Source organism: Moorella humiferrea, from assembly GCF_039233145.1.
GTDB lineage: Bacteria > Bacillota > DSM-521 > Neomoorellales > Neomoorellaceae > Neomoorella > Neomoorella humiferrea.
In genome coordinates, this window is sequence record NZ_CP136419.1 from 1670902 (window position 1) to 1694717 (window position 23816).

A 23816-nucleotide genomic window follows, 5' to 3' on the forward strand; every position below is an offset into this window, starting at 1 on the left:
CGACCGCCATTGATAATGAAGCGCTTCGCTCAGGTGATCCAAACAAAGACAATTGGAGAGGCGGTTAAATATGACTTAAGTAGTTAACCGGACCATCTCCATACCCACTCCGATCCCACTCCGTCTTATGAACTATAGTTTAGTAAAGTATAATTTAATGGCACATCCTGGTAATTATGAATCCCTGCCGGCAGGCAAAAGCAGGGTAAATTTTTTCCTAAGGCCGCACTGGCTCGCGCACTGTCAACACCATTTGCCCGTCCTTACGGCTGATGACCAGGTAGCGCTGCCATTCCGGGTCCCGGCGGGATACCGGGGTAACATCGGTTGCTTTAAGAAAACGCAGATGGGGGCCGCGGCTCTCATCCCGCTGCAGGGCCGTCCGCAGGATCATTTCCGCCACCAGCAGCATGTTTTCGTTCTCCAGGGCGTAGGCCAGGCCGTGCTCGTCGACCCGCTGCGCCATTTTCTGCAGCGCGGATAGCTTTTCCAGGCCCAGCCGCAGCCCCTCCTCTGTCCTCACCACGCTGGCCGCCCGGTTCATCAGATCCTGCAACCTCCGCCGCAACTCCCCGGCCGGTATGTCGCCTTTATCAAGCATATTCTGCATCCGGGCAAGAAATCCCTCAATCTCGGCCGCCGGCACTTCTACAGGGGGTACGCTGACGGCTTCTCTGGCAGCCTCTTCCCCGGCCAGGCGCCCGAAGACCTGGCCGTCCAGCAGGGCGTTGCCCCCCGGCCTGTTGGCCCCGTGCTGGCCGCCGGCCACCTCGCCGGCGGCATACAGGCCGGCAACAGCCGTCCTGCCGGCCTGACTGATTTTCACCCCGCCCTGGAAGTGCTGGATGCAGGGCGCCACCTCAATCATGACGCCGGCTTCCAGGGCCAGCCCTCGCTCCTTTAGCCAGGCGATACTTTCGGGATTAATTTCCTTCAAGCGCTGTAAAGGGCTGGCCAGGCGCCTTTCCGTCCCCAGGTCGACCGTAATTTCGCTATAATAACGCCGGCGATTTTCTTCCACCAGTTCGTCCCATTGGAATCCGGCCGGGTTCCGGCTGTAGTCCAGGTAGACCCTACGCCCGGCAGCGATTTCCTGGTAGACGGCCACATCAATGATGTGGGTGGGATGCTCGTAGGTAACCGGCCAGCTTGCTCCCTTGCGGAATAGCAGGTTCATTACCACCCTGGGCGGGGTACCCGGCGGGAAATAGCGTCCCAGGAATTCTTCGCCCCGGTCGTTAACCAGGCGGGGCAGGGCGCGCAGCATGCTTCCCGAACAATTTAATTTTGTCTTCAGGGAGGCCAGGCCGATCTGGATAAATTCCATGTTGACAAGTTCGGCGCCGGCGGCGTAGGCCAGGGCGTAGCCGTCACCGGTCATGCCGCCGGGAAAAACATTGGTCCGGTAAACCTGGCCCGCACCGCCGGTGGCCAGGATGACCGTCCTTGCGGAGATAACTTTCAGGGCGGCAGTCGGGTCATGGTGCTGGCGGGTATCCAGGGCCAGGGCGCCGGTTACCCTTCCCTGGCTGGTAATTAACCGGGCGACCATGGTAAAATTCAGGACCTGTACCGGCAACTGGCGCAAACGCTCCACCAGGGCTTCTTCAATATGAATAGCCGTCTTGGGGCCAGTATAGCAGGCCCGGGGGAAGTCGGAGCCATCGGTTACAAACTGGCGGGCCTTTCCCCCTTCTTTCACGAAAGGAACACCCAGGGCATCAAGGTAGTTAAATGCAGCTTCAGCTTCCCGGGCTAACGTTACGGCCAGATCCCAGTCGGAGACCAGGCCGCCGAGGCGGTAAATATCTTCGGCATGGTAGCGCCACGCGTCTGGCCCCCCCGGCGGGGTATGGGGTAAGGTTGCGTGGAAGGCCATGCGATCGGAGCAGGCCGTGGCCGTCACCCCGCTCCTGCCCAGCCTCCCCTTTGTGGCCAGGACTACCTTTAAATCAGGGTTATACTCCTGGGCGGCGATGGCCGCCCGCAGGGCTGCCCCGCCGCCGCCGATAACCAGGACATCGCAATTATAATGTTCCATCTTATTCCTGCTCCTAACTACAAGGTCAATATTTATGGCATAAGTACTGCTTTCACGGCTTCTTTACAGGCCATCACCTCTAATGCTTCATTAACCCGGGCCAGCGGGAAACGGTGGGTAATCATCCGGGCAAAAAGTTCAGGCTGCGCCAGGATCATGGCCATGGCCCGGTAAACATGGCGGGTGTCGCTGACCCACACCCCCTGTAAACGGATATTGCGCCGGGCCAGGTGCTGGTAACCGTCAAAGGCGAAGGTCCCTCCCGGCTGGCCAAAACCCATGCTAAGGACCGCCCCCCCAGGTCGCACCAGGGTAATGGCTTCCAGCAAAGCTGCAGCATTGCCCGCAGCCTCGACGACCAGATCGGCGCCGCGGCCGTGGGTCAGGTCCAGGATTACCTGCCGCCGCTCCTCATCCTGAACTTCATGGCGGTCCAGGGTAACAGTGGCCCCGAATTGCTGTCCCATTTCCAGGCGTGTTTTAGAGCCACCGCTCACGATGACTGTAGTTGCTCCATAGGCCCGGGCAAAGGCTACGGCAAACAGGCCTAAAGGCCCGGGTCCGATAACAACCACCGTGTCGCCAGGTTCGGGTCGCACCAGGTCGAAGCCGTGGGCCGCTGTAGCCCCTGAACAGGAGGCCGCCACCAGCACCGCGGGGTCAACCCCCACCGGCACCCGGAATATGTCCGCGCCGGGTTGCAGAATGATATATTCGGCATAACATCCGTTTAAATACGGCGGTTCGGTAGTGGCAATATTAATCCCCTGGACGACCCGGTTGGGGCATAAAGACGGTTCCCGCAACACGGCGCAGTAGTAGCAGTGGCCGCAGGAAACACCCCGGTTCCAGAAAATAAGGTCGCCCTCCTTCAGTTCTTCACCTTCTACCGTTAGCTTTTTTCCTTTAATGGCGGCCACCTCGCCAACGCCTTCGTGGCCCAAAATCATAGGTAACTTGACGCGCGGGTCCTCTCCCTGCCAGATGTGCAGGTCAGAGCCGCAGATACCGGCGGCTTTTATTTTTACCAGCACCTGCCCCGGCTCCAGGTTGGGAATGTTTATTTCCCGTGCCGTCAGAGGTTCATTAAACGCTTCTAAAACATAGGCTTGAGCTTTCATGCTATTCCCCCGTGTTCTGCCATGTATGCTGCCAGTACTTGTTTCAGGTAGAGCACGTTTTCCGGCGGGGCTCCGTAGGGGACAACGCCGCATCCCAGGATAAACCCGCCGCCAGGTGCTCCTTTAGCCAGGACTTCCCTGGCCTGAGCAGCAATCAGCTCTTTGGGACCTGTTTCCACTACCCGTGCCTGGATGCTGCCCCGCAGGACGATACCTGCCGCCCGGGCCTTTGCTTTATAGGCCACCAGGTCGGTGCCGTAGTCGGCCATGAGAATGGAGGAACCTGTCTGCACCAGCCAGTCGACAATGGGGGTAGTGTTGCCGCCGCTAATTAAACCAACGCTGGCGGCCCCGGCGGCCTTTAAGGAAGCAATTAACCCTTTTTCCCGGGGAAAAGCAAAGCGCTGGTAGAGTTCCGGCGAAAGCAAAGGCGGCGTGATCCAGGATTCGTTAATCGATATACTTAGCCCCCGTTTAATCATGGCCGTGCCTACTGCCAGGCCTACTTCGGCGGCAAAATCCAGCAGGGCGCCGGCAAAGTCCGGTGCGGTCAACAAATCTAATATAAAGTTTTCATAACCCCGGAGCAGGGCGGCCAGGGTAAATGGTCCCACCATAGCGGCGCCTACGGCCACCTCACTGCCGATAACCTCCCTCACCCGGCTGGCGGCGTCCAGGAGTAAAGGCAGGCGACCGTCATGTTCCGGATCGGGTACCCTCAGGCGGGCCAGGTCGGCTGGGCAGGAAACGATGGGGCCGGCAATGGCCGGAATGGCTTCGTCGTCGAAATACTGCACCGGGCAGCCCAGGGCTTCGGCTTCGACGTTATAGATATCTATGCCGACCGTAATCAGGTCATGGCCGTACAGCTCATAAGCCCTGAGCTGTCCTTTCACGATCAGTTCCGCGCTCCTGGCCATTTTTGAAGGCGTTACCCCGATTAAGGCGGCGGCATGTTCATACACCACAGGGACGAAAGGAATTTTATCCCTGTTAAAAAATCCACCCACAATTACTCCCTTCTTTCATCTGCTCCTCTTGCTGTCCACCCGGGGCTCTACCCGCTCGCCCAGATAAGCATTGCGAATACGGGGATCGGCCAGCAATTCCCTGCCCGGCCCGTTCATGGTAATCCTGCCGTTTTCTAAAACATAGGCGTGATCGCATAGGGCCAGGGCTTTGCGGGCATTTTGCTCCACCAGCAGGACGGTAACCCCTTCCTCCCGGATACGGCTGATAATATTAAAAATGGTGTTGACCACCAGTGGGGCCAGGCCCAGGGAAGGTTCATCAAAAAGCATAACTTTGGGGTTGGACATCAAGCCCCGCCCTACGGCCAGCATCTGCTGTTCGCCGCCGCTTAAAGTGCCGGCGTACTGGTTTTGGCGTTCTTTGAGGACCGGAAACAAAGTAAATATATGTTCTAAATTCCTGGCCGCTTCCCGGCCGTTAAGCCGGTAACCGCCCATCAGCAGGTTTTCCTTCACCGTCAGGCCGGCGAAGACTTTTCTGCCTTCCGGCACCTGGACTATCCCCCGCCTGACCACCAGGTGGGGCTGCCGCGGCAACTCTTCCCCCATAAAAAGGATCGAACCCCGGCGCGGTCGCACCAGACCGGCAATGGTATTTAAAAGGGTGCTTTTGCCGGCGCCGTTGGCCCCGATTATACTGACAATCTGACCCTGCTTAACTTCAAGGTTGACCTCGTGCAGGGCCATAATCGCCCCGTAGCCGGCGCTCAAGTTTTTAATCGTCAACATCTCATTCCTCGTCCCCCAGGTAGGCCTTGATGACCTCTTCATTGCATTGAATGGCAGCCGGTGGCCCGCTGGCCAGGGTCCTACCGAAATTCTGGACATAAATGTACTGGCAGAGCTGCATTACTACCTCCATCCGGTGTTCAATCAGGAGGATGGCCAGACCTAAATCCCTATTAAGCCTGGCGATGAGCTCAATCAGATCGATAACTTCTTTGGGATTCAATCCTGCCGCTGGCTCATCCAACAGCAATACTCTGGGACCGGTCGCCAGGGCCCGGGCAATCTCCAGGCGACGCTGGAGGCCGTAAGGTAGGTTCTCCGGCCGCCAGTCTTTGTAAGCAATTAAATCCACCACTTCCAGGTAGTGTAAGGCTTTTTCACGGGCTTCCCGCTCGGCACGAAATTTCCCCGGCAGCGACAGGAGGGCGGAAAAAATATTATACTTCGTCAGGGGGTCGATAGCTGTCATGACGTTTTCCGCCACGCTCAGGCCGCGGAAGAGGCGGATGTTTTGAAAAGTGCGGCCCAGCCCGGCTTCGGCTATTCTATGCTGTTCCAGATTGGTAATATCCCGGCCCGCCAGCAGCACCCGGCCGCTATCGGCCTTATAAACGCCGGAGATAACATTAAAAATCGTCGTCTTGCCGGCCCCGTTGGGCCCGATAATGCCTACGATACCCTTTTCCGGCAGGTCGAGGTAAAAATCCGCAACCGCCTGGACGCCGCCGAACCTTTTGTTAAGCCCTTTGACTTCTAAAATATTCACGACCCCTCACCCTCCCTTATCCTGTTTCCCCGGCGCCGTAGCAGGGACAGGAGGGAGATTTCATACTCACCGAATAAACCGGTAGGTTTAAAGTTCAGGATTAATAAGACAATCACGCAGTAGGCGACGATGCGCCACTCGGCTGCGGCCCGTAAGATTTCCGGCAAACCTGTAAGCAGGGCGCTGGCGACGACGGCCCCGGTCAGGCTGTTGATGCCGCCGAAAAACACCATAATAATCCATTCGGCCGATTTGGTCCAGCCGAACATCACCGGCTCGACATAGGTCGTATAAAATCCATAAAGGACGCCGGCATAGGTTGTAATAGCCGCCGATAAAAGGAAGGCCACCATTTTTACCTGGTTGACATTGATGCCCATGGACCTGGCCGCCAGTTCATCACTTCGTAAGGCCAGGCACTGGCGGCCGTAGCGCGAACATTTAAAACCCCAGACCAGGAACAGGCAGATCACGGCTGAAGTTACTGCTAAGAGAAGCGTCGTCTGCTTGGGAATGCCGGAGAGTCCCATGGCGCCGCCGGTAATATTTACTGACTGGTTGAGGAGGGCGGCTATGGCTTCGCCAAAGCCGAAGGTTACCAGGGAGATGTAGTCCCGGCGTAACCTGATGGTTGGCAAGCCAACTATCACGGCTGCTATCAGGCCAACAACAACGGCTCCGCCTGCCGCCAAAGGAAAGGAAAAATTATATTTCACAGCCATCAACCCGGCCACATAGGCGCCAATACCCATAAAAGCCCCCTGGCCCAAAGAAAAGAGGCCGGTTAACCCTGTAAGAATGAAGACGCCGGTCACGGCTACTACATTGATAGCTGTAAAGGTTAGCACTGAAGCTAAAAGTTCCATGGCCATACCCCTATCAAGCTTTTTCCTGGATATGGCTGCCAGCAATACCCCGCGGCCGCACCAGGAGAAAAAGTAGCATAATGACGAAGATGAACACGGGTGATATACCCGAACCGACCAGCCGGATAAGTAAAATCTCAATTATTCCTAAAAGAAAGGCGCCGATAACCGCCCCGGGCAGACTGCCCAGGCCACCAATCACTGATGCGATAAAACCCTTGACCACCAATTGGCCGAGTTGGGGATAGAGGGTATAACTGATGCCTAAAAAGACGCCGCTGATTCCGCCGAGGAAACCCGCCAGGAAAAAAGCCAGCTGGATAATTCTGAGGACATTGATACCCATCAAACCGGAAGTATCGACGTCATAGGAAACGGAACGCAGGGCGGTTCCCAGCTTGGTCCTGTAAATCAGCACCGCCAGGATTATCAAGGCTAAGGATGAGATGCAGAACATGATAAGTTCCGGGACACCCAGCAGTAGCCGACCCACTTTCACTGTGGCCACAGGGAAGAAATTAGGATAAGCATAAAAGTTGGTGCTGAAAAAGATAGTCATCAGGTTCTCCAGCAGCATGCCCAGGGTGATAGAAGATACGAAATAGTAGATCACAGGACCTTTATTATTGCGAATACGGCGGAAGGCAACTAATTCTGCTATAATCCCCAGCATCCCCCCTGCCAGGGAAGCGATAAGCAGGGTCCAGAGCAGCGATGTATGCCAGAACCTTGTGGCCAGGAAACCTACGTAGGCTGTTACGGTCATGAAACCACCGTGGGCGAAATTGCTGAACTTCAATATATTGAATATTATGGCAAACCCCACGGCGATCAAAGCATATACCGCACCCAGGGAAATGCCGTTAATTATCAATTGTGCCGTCATAATTTGCCGCTCCTTTAAGATCCTTTACGGGATGGCCGGGACGGCTCCGCAGACCTATACCCGTCCCGGCATCCCTCCATATTATTGCTGCTGCTGTTCCTTGGTAATATAACGCTCTTTGGTGATATACTGGCCCTTTTCAATTTTAATCATCACCATAGAAAGGCCATAGGGACGATGGGTATTGGGAGATATGCTGATATTGCCCGTTGTTCCCTTGACGTCCTTTGTCTGTTCCATGGCGTCCCGTACCTTGACCGGGTCAGGTGCACCGGCCCGCTTAATGGCGTCGGCAATGACCAGGATGCTGTCATAGCCGATGAAAACCTTATTCAGAGGTTCGTCATTATAGGCTGTCTTGTAAGCGGCCGCCACCTCCTTGATCTGCGGATCTTCCGCGGCGATATTGTTGGGGAAATAAATGTCATTGGCGGCCTCGCCGGCCAGGCTGGCAAAGGGCGGGGCAAAATCCAGGCCGCCGGTTATGGGGACGTTGATGCCTATCTGCCGTGCCTGCTGTACTGCCAGGACGTCTTCCTGGATATAGTTGGGGATATAAATAGTTTCGGCCCCGGCCGCTTGAATTGCCGCCAGCTGGGTTTTGAAATCTTTATCACCCGTCTTGTACATTTGTTCGGATACTATCTGCCCGCCATGGCTCTTAATGTAGTCAATAAAAGGTTTGGCAAGAGATACAGAATATGCATTGGCCTGGTTGTACAGAACCCCTACTTTTTTCAAATTCAGTTTTTCCAAGGTATAACTGGCGACTATCTCGGCCTGTTGGACGCTACTAGGCTGGATCAAGAAATTATAGGCCCATGGTTTACCGTCGTTTTTCGTTGTCGCCCTCTCGTCAATAAAACTTCCGAGAATAGCCACTTTAGCGTTTTCGGCAATAGGTGCCAGGGCAATTCCAATATTGCTGACCGGCGGGCCGATTATGGCCACGGCTTTATCCTGGGTAGCCAGGCGGTTGTAGGCGTTGATTGCCTCCTGGACGTCATTTTTGGTATCATAGGTAACAAGCTTCAGTTTTTTACCATTGATGCCGCCCTCTTTATTGATCTTGTCGATGGCCAGCTGGGCACCATTGGTAACCATCTTGCCCCAGACCGAGGTGGTAGAACTTAAATCCTGCAGGTTGCCGATGACAATTACCTCACTGGAACTTGCCTGGTTTTCTCCGCCGCCTGCCTGGCTCTTGCCCTTGGCAGAAGTGCCCTGGCCGCAGGCAGTCACCAAGAAAACCAGGACAAGAACCATGAAAGACAAGACTAACTTTTTCATGCCTTCAGTACCTCCATTTTTTTCTTTTTGCTTTTGGTTTTCATGCATTATCCGAGAAAATACCTTCAGATTGGCTGTCTCCCTACTTACACCCCCTTTCAAAGCCACACCTATACTCCAGCATTCACAGAGAGGATGGCTGTGTTATTTGCCAGTAGCAATAACCTGGCCGGCCAGTCCATAATCTACCGAAGATCGCACCAGTAATTGGGCTGGTAGCCTTTCAACCACAGGTTTATTTTTCCGCTTGCTGTTAATCAACTTGATCAACCGCTCCGCCGCCCTCTGGCCAACCTCGTAAAAGGGCTGGGCCATCGTGGTTAGGGGAGGGTCCATTAGTTCTGACATGTCCAGGTTGTCATAACCCATGACGGCAATATCGTCCGGTACCCGCAGACCCTTTGCCTTTAGAGCTTTGATAACCCCCAGGGCCTTGGGATCGCTGGCGGCAAATACGGCATCCGGCCGCTGGCCCCGCTCCAGGATAGTGAGAATGGCCCGGTAACCATCTTCCCAGTCCCGAGTACCGTGAACAACCAGGTCCTCGTTATAGGCTATACCGGCCTCCGCAAGGGCCGCCTGGTATCCGGCGAAACGCTGGCGGTAAAGGTCCAGCTCTAAAGTGCCGTTGACAAAAGCGATACGCCGGTAACCGCGCTCGATGAGGAATTTAGTGGCTTCATAGCCGCCCCGGAAGTTGTCGACTATGACGGCATCCACCTTGTCTTCCAGGTGGCGGATCATGAGTACTACCGGAAAACCCTGCTCTTTGAGTTCCAAAATGTGGGTGCTGGCGGCCGTGGCTGTGGAAAAGATCAGGCCGTCGACCAGCCTCTTGCGCAGGTTGTCGACATAGGCCTTCTCTGTTTCTATATCTTCGTCGGTATTGCACAGGATAACGGTATAGCCATACTTTTTGGCCACATCGGTTATCCCTTTGATGGCCGCCGGGAAAACCAAATTCCGTACATTGGGAATGATCAGGCCGATGGTCCTGGAGCGCCCTTCTTTCAAACCCTTGGCCAGGGCATTAGGCTGGTAGTTAAGCTCACGTACGGCGCGCATGACTTTTTCTTTCGTTTCCGGGCTGACCGCCACCCGGCCGCTTAAGGCCCGGGAAACGGTGCTGGGCGAAACCCCGGCCCTCTCGGCAACTTCTTTGATATTGACCATGCTCGAGCTTCCTTTGCTGCAAACCTTTGTGCAATCCATTGTGCAATCGTTTGTAGATTCTATTTCGCCGTTTTTTGTATAATTCCTGCTATAACCCTAAAAAGTTTTTAAGTTTAGGACATACATACCCGCGCAAAGTTCATAAGTTTAACAAAGACTAAAATAGCCTTCAATTAGATCATCAGCCCCGGGAATGCTAATAAGCAATGCCCAGGGCTGTATTTATCAGACCATAAGCTAGGCCACTCCTGTAGGATGTCGCGGCCTGTTTATATAATCATGTCCTCTTTAATTTTCTTGGTTTTGTAAGACTACTTTGTTAACCAAAGTACCGATTCCTTCAATGCTGGCCTCTACTATAACACCAGGCTGCAAAAGGCCGGCTCCGGGAGGTGTTCCTGTAATAATTACATCGCCGGGCATCAGAGTCATGATATTTGAAACGTAGGCAATAATGTCGGTAACTTTAAAAACCATATCATTGGTATTGGCATCTTGAGTTATTTTTCCATTAACGCGCATCATAATGTGTAAATTATCCGGATCTAACCCTGACACAATCCATGGTCCAAGGGGCAAAAAGGTATCATAACTTTTTGCTTTGGTCCATGGTCCTCCAGTCATAAAATCTTTAGCGGTAATATCATTGGCTATTGTATAACCCAGTACATGGTTTAATGCTTCTTCGGCACGTATAGCTTTTACCTTGTCTTTTATTACCACTGCCAATTCAACCTCATACCCCAGCTTTTCCACCCCACCAGGGTAAATAATTTCTTCTCCGGGGCCGATAATAGCAGATGGGGGCTTAAGGAAAATGACCGGTTCCGGCGGAACGGCCTGCCCTTTTGCGGCCAGAACGGACCGATAATTGGTTCCTACACAGATAACTTTACTCGGAATACATGGTGCTAAAATTTTTATAGCATCGAGAGGTAAGCCCTGTTTACCAATTGTCCAACGGGTATAAATATCGCCCTCTATAGGGAATACCCTGTCATCTTCTAATATCCCCTGGTATATTTGGTCTTCACTCACCTTGAACCTTAAAAAAGTGCCCATTTTTTCTCTCTCCTTTATGGGTAGATTAACACACTTTAAATAAACTTTAAATAAACAAGCGTGCCAGGACCAGGGTGATGGTACTGATAAGTTTTACCAGGACGTGCAGGGACGGCCCAGCGGTATCTTTAAAGGGATCACCAACGGTGTCGCCGACAACCCCAGCTTTATGGGCCTCCGAACCCTTGCCGCCGTAGTTGCCCAGCTCGATGTACTTCTTGGCATTATCCCAGGCGCCGCCGCCGTTGTTCAGGAAGAGGGCCACGATGACGCCGGTGATGGTCCCTACCATGAGAAAGGCAGCGGCAGCCTCGGCCTTCAGCACCAGGCCGACAATAATAGGAGTAATGACGACTATCAGGCCCGGCAGGACCATTTCCTTCAGGGCTCCCCTGGTGACTATGTCCACGCAGGCGCCATACTCCGGCTTGGCCGTACCTTCCATAATACCCGGAATCTCTTTAAACTGGCGCCGGACTTCCAGGATGACGTACTGGGCGGCGTTGCCAACAGCACGGATGGCGGTTGAGCTGAACAGCAGGACCATCATGGCGGCGATGAAGGCGCCGACAAAGACTTCGGGTTTGCCGATATCCACGGGGAAATTGCCTTTGATATTCAGGGCTATTTTGACTTCGTCGATATAGGCCGAGAAGAGGAGGAAGGTCGCCAGGGCGGCACTGCCGATGGCATAACCCTTGGTCAGGGCCTTGGTGGTATTGCCGGAGGCATCCAGACGGTCGGTGCGCAGCCGGACTTCTTCCGGAGCGCCGGACATTTCGACAATGCCGCCGGCGTTATCGGTAATGGGACCATAGGTATCCATGGCCAGGATGTAGGCCGCCGTGCTGAGCATACCCATGGTTGCCACGGCGGTGCCATAGAGGCCGCCACCGGGAAGGCCGCTTTTCAGTCCCAGCCAGTAAGCACCCAGGATGGCCAGGGAAATAAAGACGACGGGCAGCGCCGTACTCTCAAAGCCCACAGCTACACCGGAGATGATGTTCGTCGCCGGGCCGGTTATAGAGGCACGGGCGATCTCCTTGACCGGACGGTAGTCGTAGGAAGTATAGTACTGGGTAATGAGGACAAAGATGAAGCTCAAAACAATTCCGATGATCCCGGCGCCGTAAAAATAGATGAAGTTAACCCCCGGGCCACTCAACATATAGCGACTGATAGGATAGAGAAAGATTATAGCCAGGATACTGGTAACGATATAACCCCGGTTTAAAGCGGCCATGGGGTCCTGGTTTTCTTCGGCCCTGACGAAAAACATGCCGATTATAGAGGCAATAATCCCTGCCGCGCGGGCTACCAGGGGAAAGATAATGCCTTTGACCCCGAAGACCGGCACCAGGGCGATGCCCAGGATCATGGCTCCTATATTTTCTGCCGCCGTAGATTCAAACAGGTCGGCACCACGGCCGGCGCAGTCACCGACGTTGTCACCCACCAGGTCAGCGATGACGGCCGGATTGCGCGGATCGTCTTCGGGTATGCCGGCTTCTACTTTACCCACTAAATCGGCCCCTACGTCGGCAGCCTTGGTGTAAATACCACCGCCCAGCTGGGCAAAAAGGGCGACAAAGCTGGCACCAAAGCCAAAGCCGACAATATCGAGGGGAGCCCGGGTGGGATTGGTGGCCCCACCAAAGGCGTAGAAGAGGGAGGTGACCCCCAGGAGGGAAAGGGCGGTAACGGCCAGACCCGTAACGGCACCGCCGCGGAAGGCAACAGTCAGGGCTTTATTGAGGCTATTACGCGCCCCGGCGGCCACCCGCAGGTTGGCGTTGACTGCCACGTACATGCCGATATAACCTGATAAGGCCGAGGCAAAGGCTCCGGTAATAAAGGCGACGGCTGTGTGGTACTGGCGTGTGAGGAGGGCCAGGAGCACGGCTACGATAAGGGCCAGGCCCGCAATGGTGCGATACTGGCGGTTCAAGAAAGCCATGGCCCCTTCCCTGATGGCCGCGGCAATGGCCTGCATTTCCCTGGGTCCGGTGTCTTCTTTTAAAACACTTCCGGTCATGTAGAGGGCTACCAGCAGGGCCAGGATCCCGCCTGCCGGTATAATGGGGAATAATTCCATTCTTATTTCCTCCCCTGAAAGCTAAATAAAATTAAAACATACCCTGGAGCTTTAAAAACTCCAGGGATTTCTGCTCACCGCTGCACCCTGCCGGAGGCGTCGCCGCGCATGAGGGTCATTACTTCCTCCTTGGTAACATGGTTGAAGTCGCCGGGGATGGTATGTTTCAGACAGGAGGCGGCCACGGCAAATTCCAGGGCTTCCCCCGGACCGAAGCCTTCAGTGAGGGCGTATATTAAACCGCCCGCAAAGGCGTCGCCACCGCCGACACGATCGACGATATGGATCTGATAGCGCCGCGAGCGATAAAATTCCCGGCCGTCATAGAGAAGGGCCGACCAGCCGTTGTCGAAGGCGGAGAAGCTCTCCCTTAGGGTTATGGCGACCTTCTGGAGGTTGAAGCGAGTTAACAGCTCCCGGGCCACCTGCCGGTAACCTTCTTCGTTGATTTCTCCTTTGGTAACGTCCGAGGCTGCCGCTTTTATGCCGAAAACCTTTTCCGCGTCTTCTTCGTTGCCGATGGCAATATCGACATAATCCATTAATTGCGTCATGGTTTCCCGAGCCTTCTCCGGCGCCCACAGGTTCTTGCGGTAATTGAGATCGCAGCTCACGGTGAGGCCCATCTCTTTCGCCGTCCGGGCGGCTTCCAGGGTGACGGCGGCCACATTTTCTCCTAAAGCGGGGGTAATCCCGGTAAAGTGGAACCAGGAAGCACCGGAAAAAATCCCCGCCCAGTCAAATTCGCCCGGCTGCACCCCGGCAATGCTGGCGTATTTACGGTCATAGACCACCTTTGAAGGTCGCTGGGAGGCACCGGTTTCCAGGAAATAGATCCCCAAGCGCTCGCCGCCCCGGAGGATATGGGTGGTGTCCACTCCATAACGGCGCAGGTGGTTGACGGCCGCCTGACCCAGGGGATTGGCCGGAACTTTGGTGACGAAAACGGCTTCCGCACCGTAATTGGCCAGGGAGCAGGCGACGTTAGCCTCCCCCCCGCCGTAAGTAACGTCAAAGGAATCCGCCTGGACGATGCGCTGATAACCCGGTGTCGACAGGCGCAGCATAATCTCGCCGAAGGTAACTACTTTTGCCACACGAAAAACTCCCTTCTATATTTAATTGCGCCGGGCAGCCCGGATGGCGGCTACGAACTGACGAGCCGTTTCTTCTACCAGTTGGTAGTCGCCGGTTTTGGCCCCTTTGGTCAGTTCACCGCCGACCCCTACTGCTTCACAGCCGGCTTTGATCCATTGGCCTACGTTTTCCAAGCTCACTCCGCCGGTAGGAATAATCGGCGCCTGGGGCAAGGGCCCTTTAATGGCTTTTACCATTTCCGGCCCGAAGGCGCTGCCCGGGAATAGTTTGACGAAGTCGCTGCCAGCTTCCATTACTTCAACTATTTCGCGAACGGACATGGCACCTGCCATGCAGACCTTCTGGTAGCGATTGCAGGTCTTCACCATCTCCACGTCCAGACAGGGGCTGACAAGGAATTCGGCCCCGGCTAATATCGCCATCCTGGCCGTAACGGCATCCAGAACCGTCCCGGCGCCTATAAGAATCTCTCCCCGGCGATACGTCGCCGCCAGTTCCTTAATAACGTCTAGGGCTCCCGGTACGGTAAGGGTGATCTCGATGGCCTCCACTCCCCCCGCTTTTACCGCTTCAGCAATCTTTATGGCCTGTTCCGGGTTTTCCGCGCGAACTACGGCCACAATTCCACAGTCGATAATTCGCTGCATTACCTTTAGCTTCTGCATACCGACCCACCTCCGGTTCATATTATGAAACAATGGTTTACAATAATAAATATTCGCCGCGGTAAATTGAAATCCTGCCGCATCAATTAAATCTTTTTTGTGGCACTAAACACGGCTTCTCAGCATACAATACTCTGCAGGATTTTGCGAGGAGGTTTTCTATATGCGTTTTGGCCTCGCCCTGGGTGGAGGGGGCTTGAAGGGTGCCGCCCACCTGGGGGTTTTACGCGTACTGGAGGAAAACAATATTAGACCCGACATCGTCGTCGGCACCAGCGCCGGTTCAATTGCCGCCGCCCTTTATGGTGCGGGCCTGCTGCCCGCCGTAACTGCCATGGGTAACCTCCCCCTCGCCAACATATTTACATTTGAAAACTACCGCTTTACCGGATTACCCTTGGGGTTGATTAACGGCGGTACCGTTGAAATAATGCTGAAACGCGCCCTGGGTAACCGCCTACTTTCAGAACTCCAGCCACTTACGGCTGCCGTAGCCTGCGATTTAAATAGCGGTGAAACAGTAGTCTATACTGCTGTCAGACCGATTAAACCTTTACCTTCTGATATTGTAATTGGCGGCGACGTGCCTGCCTGGCAGGCGGTGCGGGCCAGTATCTCCATCCCCGGCCTTTTTGCGCCCTATAAAATCGGCTCCCGTCTATTGGTCGACGGCGGCCTGACCGATAATGTACCGGTCGATATTGCCCGCTACCTGGGGGCCGACATAGTAGTGGCCGTCGATCTCGACTGCGATAGTCCCCGGCGCAATTTCCGGCATGTCGGGGAAGTTCTCCTTCAGTGTCTGGAAATTATCGGCCGGCGAAATACTTCCCTTACCCTCCGGCTCTATGCCGATCTGGTTATTAAACCCATTAAAAAACCCGTCGCCTCCTGGGACGTCGGCCAATTCGCCAATTTAATAGCCGCAGGTGTTGAAGAAACGAGGAACAATTTGCCCCAAATCCGCCGCCTGCTCGGGCAATAAAAAAGCCGGCTCACGTAAAAGGCCGGCTCTATTAGTTTAAATCCTGCAACGAGTGGCTTTAATCAGGGCTTCGTTTATCGCTGCCGCCTTATATTCCGGTGCGATGACCGTTATATGATCGCCTTCAATAAGCTTGGTATTGCCCCGGGGTATAAGTTCCCTGCTCCCCCTGCGTATGGCAACCACCAAACAATCATCGGGTAAATTTAGGTCTTTAACCCGAAGGCCACAGGCCCGGGCCATACTTTCCACGGCGACTTCAAAGGCCACCATCTCTTTACTTTCTGTCGCAAGGCTTTTTCCTTCTTCCTTTGCCAAATCCCTTTCCAACAGCATTTCATAAACCGGCAAACATCCCAGGGCCTCAGCGACCAAATAAGAAATCATACAAGTTAAAAGTAAAGGTAATATATGTTGGTAGCTGCCTGTCATTTCAATGATAAGAACGATACCGGTAAGAGGTGAACGAACTATGGCTACAAAGTAAGAGGCCATGCCGACAACGGCGAAAGCAGGGCCTAGTCCTTGGTACCAAGGAACAAAAAGGCCGCCCACTTGACCCACCAGAGAGCCTAATAAAGCCCCAAGAACCAGAAGAGGCAGAAAGATGCCGCCCGGTACGCCAACGCTGTAACTGAACATAGTTAGCAAAAACTTAACGACAAAGAGAAGGGGAATAATATTCACCGGGACACGGCCCCAGAGTACTTCTTCCGCCAGCTGATGTCCGCCGCCAAGGACCTGGGGTAAAAAATAGCCAACGATACCCGCCATGAAAGCCAGTACAGCGGCCTTTAACCATCGGGGCAATTTTAGCCGGTCCGCCGCAGCAAGGGATCCTTTAAGGGTACGATTAAACAAAACGCCAAATATTCCCGTCAAAATCCCCAATATCACAAATAGCGGTAGTGTATTTAAAGGGACGGGCAGCAATTCCTTTAAACGAAAGGTAGGAAGGGGACCGAGAATTTTCTGGGATATTAGATCGGCGGTAATGCTGGCAGCGAAAGCCCCACCGAGTACGTATGGTGAAAAATTGCGCCGCAGTTCTTCCAAGACGAAAATTACCCCTGCCAGGGGGGCGTTAAAGGCCGCCGCCAGGCCGGCCCCTGCGCCGCAGGCAATTAAATTTAGTGCTTCCGTTTTAGAACGACTGCAATATTTGCTTATCAATTGGCCGGCGGCAGCACCCATTTGTACCGTCGGCCCCTCCCGGCCCAGGGAAAGTCCCGCTCCAATAGCCAGGGCCCCGGCTATAAATTTTACCGGGATTACCCGCCACCATACTAACTCCCTTCGACCTATAAGTACCGCTTCTACGTGGGGTATACCACTTCCGGCAGCTTCTGGCGCCAAACCCGTCAACCAACCGGCAAAAGCCCCGGCAACGGCCCCCAACCATGGTAAGACCAGCCATCCCCAAAGGGGTACGCTTCGCGCCCAAGTTAAAAGGCCGTTGCGCCACATATCCCCTTCCGTCAGCACAAGACGGAAGGCCACGCCTACCATTCCGGCAACTATGCCCGATAAAATCCCTTTAAGAAGGAAACGTAAATAATAGTCATACCGTGTTATGGCCAGATTATCATATAGAGAATGTTTTTTAACCAAGGCGATTTCGTTGCGCACTTTTTCCCTTGCCTCCACATGCCCATTCCGTTCCTTTCCATTATACCACTCCTTCACATAAATTTTTACCCTCCCTTTCTAAATTAGCCGCCCTCCTTTTCTCTAACTTTGTTAATACAGGCAATCAAGGCCTTGCTAAAGGCCTGTCGCCCCCTTTCTCCGGTGTCGTTTGGCCGGTAATTCAGCTCCCGGGCGGCCTTTTCCCAGCTGAGGTCCCATACTTCGTTTAAAAAGGCCGGTCCCGTCCATTCATCTGCAGAAATTATCTGTACTTCTGAAGAGGAACCCGCCATTTGCACTAGCATGCCGGTTATTTCTTCCCAGGTCAAATAAAGACTTCCCAGGTTATATATCTGTCCTGCTGAATCTTTTGTGCTTATAGCCAGGCGGCAGGCCCGGGCCAGATCGGCCATGCTCACAAAAGTACCGCCCGCCCCGGCCGGCACCTGAATAGTTTCGCCGCGCAGGGCAGTCCGTACCAGGTTACGCAGATGCCGACCTCCTATTTCCTCGCCGAATGCCCACCAGAAGCGAAAAATTGTGATCGGCAGTCCTCGTTCCCGAAAATAGTGATGGCACAATTTTTCAGCCGCAAACTTTCCCAAAGCATAAAGGGGTTTACGGGCTTCTTCAATAAGGCATGGGTGGTCTTCTTTTACCGGGCGGGTAGTAGCCCTCCCATAAACGGTAGCCGTACTGGTATAGATAAAGTGGCCGACCCCTGCTTTAATGGATTCTTCCAATAAATTTATATGACCGACCAGGTCACCACCAAAAACGTCCATGGGCTCGTCACTGAAACTCCAGGCAAGGTGGATAACCGCCTCGACACCTTCTACTGCCTTGGCCACCAGGTTTCTATCCCGCAGATCGCCGCCATAAAGATTTACCTGTCCTCCGGCAAGAACATCAAGAAAACTTAAGGCTCGGTCCAGAACCCGCACATGATGCCCGTGATAGCATAAATCCTGGACCAGGTAGCGCCCGACATCGCCCGCGCCTCCGGCCACTAGAATTTGCATGGTGCTTTCCTCCTATTTTAGATAATATTTAATCGGGCGATATTTAAATATCGCCCGATTAAATATTTTAATTTAACAAAGGTATTAACATCGCTCCTATCAGGATTATATAACCTAAGATTTCTAACCCCGGGTTACCCTTTGCACCTGGATACAACAACACAGGCGGTGCCAGAAGCATTAATAGCAGTGAGGTACTGTTCCACCATAATTTTTTGCTTTTTTTGGCACTCGCTTTGGTTTCTGCCATGTTTTCTCACTCCCTTAGTAAATGTGGCGGAAGAAGATAAAGAGCATTAACCAGGCTAAAATGCCCAAAAGCAGGGCTAGAATTACACAATATTTTAGAGTCTTACCAATAACTTCACCTTCTCGACCCGTTAGTCCCATAGTTGAAGTACCGACAATAACTTTCGCCGGTGCCAGCATACTGCCTATGGAACCCCCTGCAGTTTGGGCAGCAGCCATAATCAAAGTGCTAACTCCCAGGAGTTTGGCCACCTGTGTCTGGAAGGCGCCAAACATTACATTGGAGTTGGTATTGCTTCCGGTCATAAAGGCTCCCAGCACACCCACCAAGGGAGTTAGAATCGGATAGATCATCCCCAATGTATTAGCTACACCTTTGGCCAGGGTGAAGGTCATTCCTGACTCTACCATCATAAAAGCCATTAATACCATGGAAGTAGTGGCTATACTGGAATTAACACCATCTTTGACAACTTTGTTGAGAACTTTGCCCAGGTGTTCACCTTTCCAAACACCCGCAGCAGCGTAAATAATAATCCCGACAATTCCGGCATAAATTAGCAAAGCGCCGGGATGTCCAAACAGGGCTACAGAAGTTGAACTACCAGCCTGAGTTACCCAATTGTATCCAGTAGCATACTTGTCAAATTTTAGGACTAAAGTGGGTAAACGCTTCAAAAAGTGGCTTAAAGGTGAAATAAATTCTACAGCCGCAACTATGATTATCAATGCATAATAAGCGGCAAAAGCCAAATTAAAACCCATTTTAGCTGTTACCGTTTTTCCTACCGGCGCTTCTGCGGTAGTTGCCGCTTCTCCTGCATACTGCATTTCAGGCGTATTGTACATTGGCAGCTTGGCGATAACAGCAGTTACAATCATGCCAACAATACCGGCAATAAAGGTCGCCAGCGTCGGTTCCCATAAAGCGACTAAAAATTGGGTAATGGACATGGACAAGGCAATTATGAAGATACCCAGCCAGTTTTGTTTTATGGCCTTAAATCCACCGAAACAATGAACTGCAAAAAAGGCGCCGAAAAGCCCGGCAAGACCGGTGAAAGTTGCCGCCCATGGCGCCAGATCAGCGCCGTTCAATCCCGTTGCTTTCTGGATAGAAGCAAAGGACGAAGCCATATCGCCAAAGGTTACCGACCAGGAATGGCCGATTAACGGTACGGCGACGGCGATGACTGGATCGAATCCCAAACTGGCTAATAGGGGTGCGCCAACGGCCACTGGTACACCGAAACCAGCAACGCCCTGAAGGAAAGTTACAAAAGCGACGCCGATCATCATGAGCTGGAAGACACGATTGCGGGTCATATGCATAAAAGTAGCCCCTATAGTTTCAATGCCGCCGACCTCATCAACTACATGATAAATAAATAATGCACCCCAGATGATGTATAACACATAAAAAGCCATAACCATGCCTTTGGCATTAGAAAAGGCAAGTAGTTTGAAATCGGCCTTAAATACGGCAATACTGACAATTAGCGCCACAAACCACGAAACAGGCCCAGCTTTAGCCGCGCTCCATTTATAACCTACCATAAGTATTAAAATAACTAAAATTGGCGTTAAAGCCAGAATCCATGTAAAAAAATTGACCGGGATTTCCATTCTTCCTTCCCCCTTGGTTTATTTTTTTAACGGGGGCACCAACGTGTGGCTGCTCTTATTGGTGATATAACTCCTGGTGTCGGTAAATTGTGTTCTTTACGTGCAGCAAGGAAGATATCTCTGACATCCGCGGCCATAATGTTCGATATTATTATAGCTATATTTATTGACTTATAATTTGTCTAAATTTAGCTCTGTAGATATATAAACGTTTCTGCAATTCCGTTGGTGTCGACCTCGTTTGAATTATCCCGGTGTCCCGTAAAATGGGACACCGGGATAATATCTTCTTTAAGCACCTGCCACTGCGGGTACCGTAATACCAACTTCGGCGCACCTGGCGTCGACGAAGGCTTGCATCTTGGCGATATGTTCGGGTTTTAAGTGACTGAAGCGTCCCTGCATCTTCAAATATTCGCTGACGGGCTTACGTTTGTCGATTTTCACCGACAGTTTGTATTCGCCGTTCTCATATTCGTAGAGCTGGAACATGCCCGTTTGTACTGCCAGTTTGGCCATTTCAATGGTCTTGTCGGCCGGGAACTGCCAGCCCTTGGGACAGGGGGCGTGAATATGGATGTAGGCCGGGCCCTCTTGATTCAAACCTTTACGTACTTTGTTCATGAGATCTACTGGCCACCCGATAGACGCTGTGGCCACGTACTTCAATTCCGGATGGCCGTGGGCAATAACCTTGGGGTTATCCTTCGGGAATAGTTTTTTACCTTCAGGAACTACCGGCCCCGGCGGTGTAAAGGTAGTATGGGCGCCGTAAGGCGTAGTTGGCGACGTCTGGATACCGGTATTGGCGTAAGATTCGTTGTCGTAACAGATGAAGAGAACGTCATGACCACGGTAGAGCATGGCGGAAAGGGCCTGCAAACCGATGTCCACAGCGCCGCCGTCGCCGGCCATGACGATAATGTTGGGGAATTCGGCGTCGGTCTTTTTCTTGCGGATCATGGCTTTAAAGGCTGCTTCAATACCGGAAGCTACAGCACCGCCGTTGGTAATCTGGGCGTGGATCCATGGTACCCGCCAGGGGCCACAGCCGTAGCTTGTGTTGGCCACGTACATACAACCGGTAGGCCCAATAAAGATGGTGTTGGGACCGGCTGCTTTGGCTACGAGACGATAGGTCAGGGCCGGACCGCAGCCAGCGCATGTCCGGTGACCGGGGACATAATACTCTTCAACGGGAGCCTTTTTTAAAGATGTAATCCTTTCCAGCATTAGATATTTCCCTCCTTCCAGGTCAACGTTATAATTCAAAGGGGATCCAGTAGGCGGTTTGTTCAACCTTGCCTGTCTTGGCAATTTCCTTCAGCTTCTGGTACATACGGTAGAATTCGTCGTGGGTTACGACTTCGCCGCCCAGTCCGGCTACAAAGCCTACAGTCTTGACTTTATCGCCGTAGTCGTACAGGGCTGCCCTGAGTTCCGACAGGAGCACGCCGCCGCTGCAGGAGATGCCGAAGTTGGCCGATACGTCAAGAACGCCTATAGCCTTAAAGCGCGACAGACGTTCCCTTATTTGTTCCGTTGGGAAGGGCCGGAAGGTCCTCAGCCTTGCCACGCCGACCTTTTCGCCCAGGTTGCGCAGGCGCCGGGCCACGGCCTTGGCCGTTTCCATGTGGGCACCCTGGCCAAACATAATGATTTCAGCATCATCGGTCAAATATTCATCAATATAAGGATCGTAACGACGGCCAAAAATACGGGCGAAATCATCGCAGGCTTCTTCTAAAACTTTGTGTACGTTTTTAACGGCCTGGTAGCGCTGATATTGTAGCGGCGGACCCATGGCCGGTTCAATTTGAGGTCCGATGATCTGAGGATTCCTGGGATCTAAAACATGATGGTTCTTATAAGGCGGCAGAAATTCCTTTACCTGGGCCTCATCGGGGATATCGACGCGTCCCAAGATATGACTGACGAAATAACCGTCGAGACAGGCGTACTGAGGCAGCAGCACCCGTGGGTCTTCCCCTACCCGGTAGTAAATAAGGGTGTTGTCCAGGGCTTCCTGGGGTGTAGAGGCCCATCCTTGGATCCATCCTTGATCCCGGCAGCACTCCGCGTCGGTATGTTCTTCACCAAAGTCACCCGGAGGATCCAAGGTGCGGTCGGCGATGGCCATCTGCACCGGCAACCTCTCGCCGGAAATTGGAGAATAGACTTCGAAGGCATAGGTAACACCCACACCGGAACTACCGGTAAATACCCGTGCTCCCGCTGCCGAAGCGCCGTAAACAACGCTCAGCTGGGCGTGCTCACCTTCACCGTGGATGAATTCGGCATCAAGTTCTCCATCGGCAACCATACGAGCCAATTCCGACATGATGCCTGTATATGGCCGGATGGGGTAGGAACAAATTACGTCAACGTCAGCCAGGCGAACGCCGTGGGCAACTGCCACACATCCCGAAATATTTCTTACCTTACCCATTTTATTCACCTCCTGAAAAGATTAATTTTTAAAATCTAATTCGGGTACCCTGGATATGGCACCGCTGGGACATACCGCCGTGCACAGGCCGCAACCCTTGCAATATTTGAGATTAAAGGTCGGCCCATCGTCGGTCATGGTAATGCAGGAATCGGGACAAGAAATCCAGCAGGTCCAACACTGGGTACAAGCTTCCTGGTTGAGGACGGGTCGCTGGATGCGCCAGTTACCAGTAACCATCCCTTCATTTTCAACCTGGGGCGAAGGAACGGTTCCGGCAAAGGGCATTTGCTTCAAGAGCTCCCTGGCCGTTACAGCTACTTCTTCTACTACTTCATGGGCCGGCAGCTCCCTTATCTGGGCTTCTTCATAACCCCGGCGCATGGCTGTGGGATTTTTAACGACGGACGATAGGTTTTCAATGTCAACAATACCGGTCGCTTTGACTACGGCGCCGGCGATGGGCGCTGCAATCCCGGCACCGATACCAGTGGCGTCGGTGGCGCCTTCAGCACCCGATAAAGTCATTACCGCTTCGGCCATGCTGTTGGCATCCACAGTCACGATCTTGGCTAGATTGCCGGTGTCGCCCAAAAATTCCAAGATGGTGTCGATGCTGCGCCTGGTATTTACCACCAAAGTGCTTCCAGGCTTAATGCCTTTCAGAATAGGAACGCCTTTCACCAGTGTTTCTTCTACAACGACGACGATGTCGGGGTTTTCGTTTTCGTATACATATTTGCTTTCAATAGGATCGCTGCTTATACGGGCATACGCGCGAACGGGAACGTATATGCGGTCGGGAAGGTCGACGTAATTTTCCCATGCCTGTACATATTTACCTTCTTTGGCGGCGGCTTCAGTTAACGCTACCACGATGTCGCGGGCGTCCTTATTCATCACGACGCCGCGGGCCCATACTGTAATCTGAATTAAATTGGGCTCGGCAAAAAGTTCATGGGTGGACAAGTGACGTTCCTCCTTTCTCGCCTTTTCAAAGTCCCTTGATTTTAACCAGCGTATTCCATGGTAT

21 protein-coding genes are annotated in these 23816 nt (G+C 53.1%); 1 reads left to right on the top strand and 20 read right to left on the bottom strand.

The window, feature by feature from the left end:
• Window positions 1-217 precede the first annotated feature (217 nt).
• The 13 genes from MHFGQ_RS08740 to MHFGQ_RS08800 form a co-directional block, all read right to left on the bottom strand.
• A complete protein-coding gene (locus tag MHFGQ_RS08740; protein ID WP_106005124.1) occupies window positions 218-2041 on the bottom strand; it encodes an FAD-binding protein in 1824 nt (607 codons plus the stop codon).
• A gap of 32 nt (window positions 2042-2073) precedes the next feature.
• Complete coding sequence (locus MHFGQ_RS08745; RefSeq protein WP_106005125.1) at window positions 2074-3162, bottom strand: zinc-binding dehydrogenase; 1089 nt, start codon at window positions 3160-3162, stop codon at window positions 2074-2076.
• Entirely contained in the window at window positions 3159-4172 is a 1014-nt protein-coding gene (locus MHFGQ_RS08750; protein WP_170066226.1) for a uroporphyrinogen decarboxylase family protein, read from the bottom strand. The genes MHFGQ_RS08745 and MHFGQ_RS08750 overlap by 4 nt, the downstream gene beginning before the upstream one ends.
• Window positions 4173-4187: 15 nt before the next feature.
• Window positions 4188-4922 carry an ABC transporter ATP-binding protein gene (locus MHFGQ_RS08755; RefSeq protein WP_106005127.1) on the bottom strand — a complete coding sequence of 245 codons (735 nt, stop codon included), beginning with the start codon at window positions 4920-4922 and terminating at the stop codon, window positions 4188-4190.
• 1 nt (window position 4923) lies between these two features.
• Window positions 4924-5688 carry an ABC transporter ATP-binding protein gene (locus MHFGQ_RS08760; protein WP_106005128.1) on the bottom strand — a complete coding sequence of 255 codons (765 nt, stop codon included), beginning with the start codon at window positions 5686-5688 and terminating at the stop codon, window positions 4924-4926.
• Entirely contained in the window at window positions 5685-6554 is an 870-nt protein-coding gene (locus MHFGQ_RS08765) for a branched-chain amino acid ABC transporter permease (protein ID WP_170066227.1), read from the bottom strand. Before MHFGQ_RS08765 ends, MHFGQ_RS08760 begins: the two co-directional genes overlap by 4 nt.
• A gap of 13 nt (window positions 6555-6567) precedes the next feature.
• Window positions 6568-7440 (bottom strand): branched-chain amino acid ABC transporter permease, encoded by an 873-nt coding sequence (locus MHFGQ_RS08770; RefSeq protein ID WP_106005130.1) that lies wholly within the window; start codon window positions 7438-7440, stop codon window positions 6568-6570.
• 81 nt (window positions 7441-7521) lie between these two features.
• Entirely contained in the window at window positions 7522-8730 is a 1209-nt protein-coding gene (locus tag MHFGQ_RS08775; RefSeq protein ID WP_170066228.1) for an ABC transporter substrate-binding protein, read from the bottom strand.
• Window positions 8731-8874: 144 nt separating this feature from the next.
• Window positions 8875-9903 (bottom strand): LacI family DNA-binding transcriptional regulator, encoded by a 1029-nt coding sequence (locus tag MHFGQ_RS08780; RefSeq protein ID WP_106005132.1) that lies wholly within the window; start codon window positions 9901-9903, stop codon window positions 8875-8877.
• Between the two features lie 288 nt (window positions 9904-10191).
• Window positions 10192-10965, bottom strand: coding sequence for a fumarylacetoacetate hydrolase family protein (locus tag MHFGQ_RS08785; RefSeq protein WP_106005133.1), 774 nt, complete (start codon window positions 10963-10965; stop codon window positions 10192-10194).
• A gap of 46 nt (window positions 10966-11011) precedes the next feature.
• Window positions 11012-13060 (bottom strand): sodium-translocating pyrophosphatase, encoded by a 2049-nt coding sequence (locus MHFGQ_RS08790; protein ID WP_106005134.1) that lies wholly within the window; start codon window positions 13058-13060, stop codon window positions 11012-11014.
• A 74-nt stretch (window positions 13061-13134) separates the two neighbouring features.
• The gene (locus MHFGQ_RS08795; RefSeq protein WP_106005135.1) at window positions 13135-14157 is read right to left on the bottom strand and encodes a sugar kinase; all 1023 of its coding nucleotides are present in this window, start codon (window positions 14155-14157) and stop codon (window positions 13135-13137) included.
• 21 nt (window positions 14158-14178) lie between these two features.
• The gene (locus MHFGQ_RS08800) at window positions 14179-14823 is read right to left on the bottom strand and encodes a bifunctional 4-hydroxy-2-oxoglutarate aldolase/2-dehydro-3-deoxy-phosphogluconate aldolase (RefSeq protein ID WP_106005136.1); all 645 of its coding nucleotides are present in this window, start codon (window positions 14821-14823) and stop codon (window positions 14179-14181) included.
• 163 nt (window positions 14824-14986) lie between these two features.
• On the opposite strand from MHFGQ_RS08800, the gene MHFGQ_RS08805 reads away from it, so the two are divergent.
• On the top strand, window positions 14987-15808 hold the full coding sequence (locus MHFGQ_RS08805) for a patatin-like phospholipase family protein (protein ID WP_106005137.1): 822 nt from the start codon (window positions 14987-14989) through the stop codon (window positions 15806-15808).
• A gap of 36 nt (window positions 15809-15844) precedes the next feature.
• Here the strand turns inward: MHFGQ_RS08805 and clcA are convergent, their stop codons facing one another.
• From clcA to MHFGQ_RS08840, 7 genes are all read right to left on the bottom strand, one after another.
• The gene (gene clcA / locus MHFGQ_RS08810) at window positions 15845-17494 is read right to left on the bottom strand and encodes a H(+)/Cl(-) exchange transporter ClcA (protein WP_170066229.1); all 1650 of its coding nucleotides are present in this window, start codon (window positions 17492-17494) and stop codon (window positions 15845-15847) included.
• 26 nt (window positions 17495-17520) lie between these two features.
• A complete protein-coding gene (locus MHFGQ_RS08815; protein WP_106005138.1) occupies window positions 17521-18459 on the bottom strand; it encodes an NAD-dependent epimerase/dehydratase family protein in 939 nt (312 codons plus the stop codon).
• Between the two features lie 67 nt (window positions 18460-18526).
• On the bottom strand, window positions 18527-18709 hold the full coding sequence (locus tag MHFGQ_RS08820; protein ID WP_106005139.1) for a hypothetical protein: 183 nt from the start codon (window positions 18707-18709) through the stop codon (window positions 18527-18529).
• A gap of 14 nt (window positions 18710-18723) precedes the next feature.
• Window positions 18724-20334 (bottom strand): L-lactate permease, encoded by a 1611-nt coding sequence (locus MHFGQ_RS08825; protein ID WP_106005140.1) that lies wholly within the window; start codon window positions 20332-20334, stop codon window positions 18724-18726.
• Window positions 20335-20625: 291 nt separating this feature from the next.
• Window positions 20626-21567: an oxalate oxidoreductase subunit beta gene (locus MHFGQ_RS08830; protein ID WP_106005141.1), complete on the bottom strand. Its 942-nt coding sequence runs from the start codon at window positions 21565-21567 to the stop codon at window positions 20626-20628.
• A gap of 28 nt (window positions 21568-21595) precedes the next feature.
• The gene (locus MHFGQ_RS08835) at window positions 21596-22783 is read right to left on the bottom strand and encodes an oxalate oxidoreductase subunit alpha (RefSeq protein ID WP_106005142.1); all 1188 of its coding nucleotides are present in this window, start codon (window positions 22781-22783) and stop codon (window positions 21596-21598) included.
• A 21-nt stretch (window positions 22784-22804) separates the two neighbouring features.
• The gene (locus MHFGQ_RS08840) at window positions 22805-23752 is read right to left on the bottom strand and encodes an oxalate oxidoreductase subunit delta (protein WP_106005143.1); all 948 of its coding nucleotides are present in this window, start codon (window positions 23750-23752) and stop codon (window positions 22805-22807) included.
• Window positions 23753-23816 lie beyond the last annotated feature (64 nt).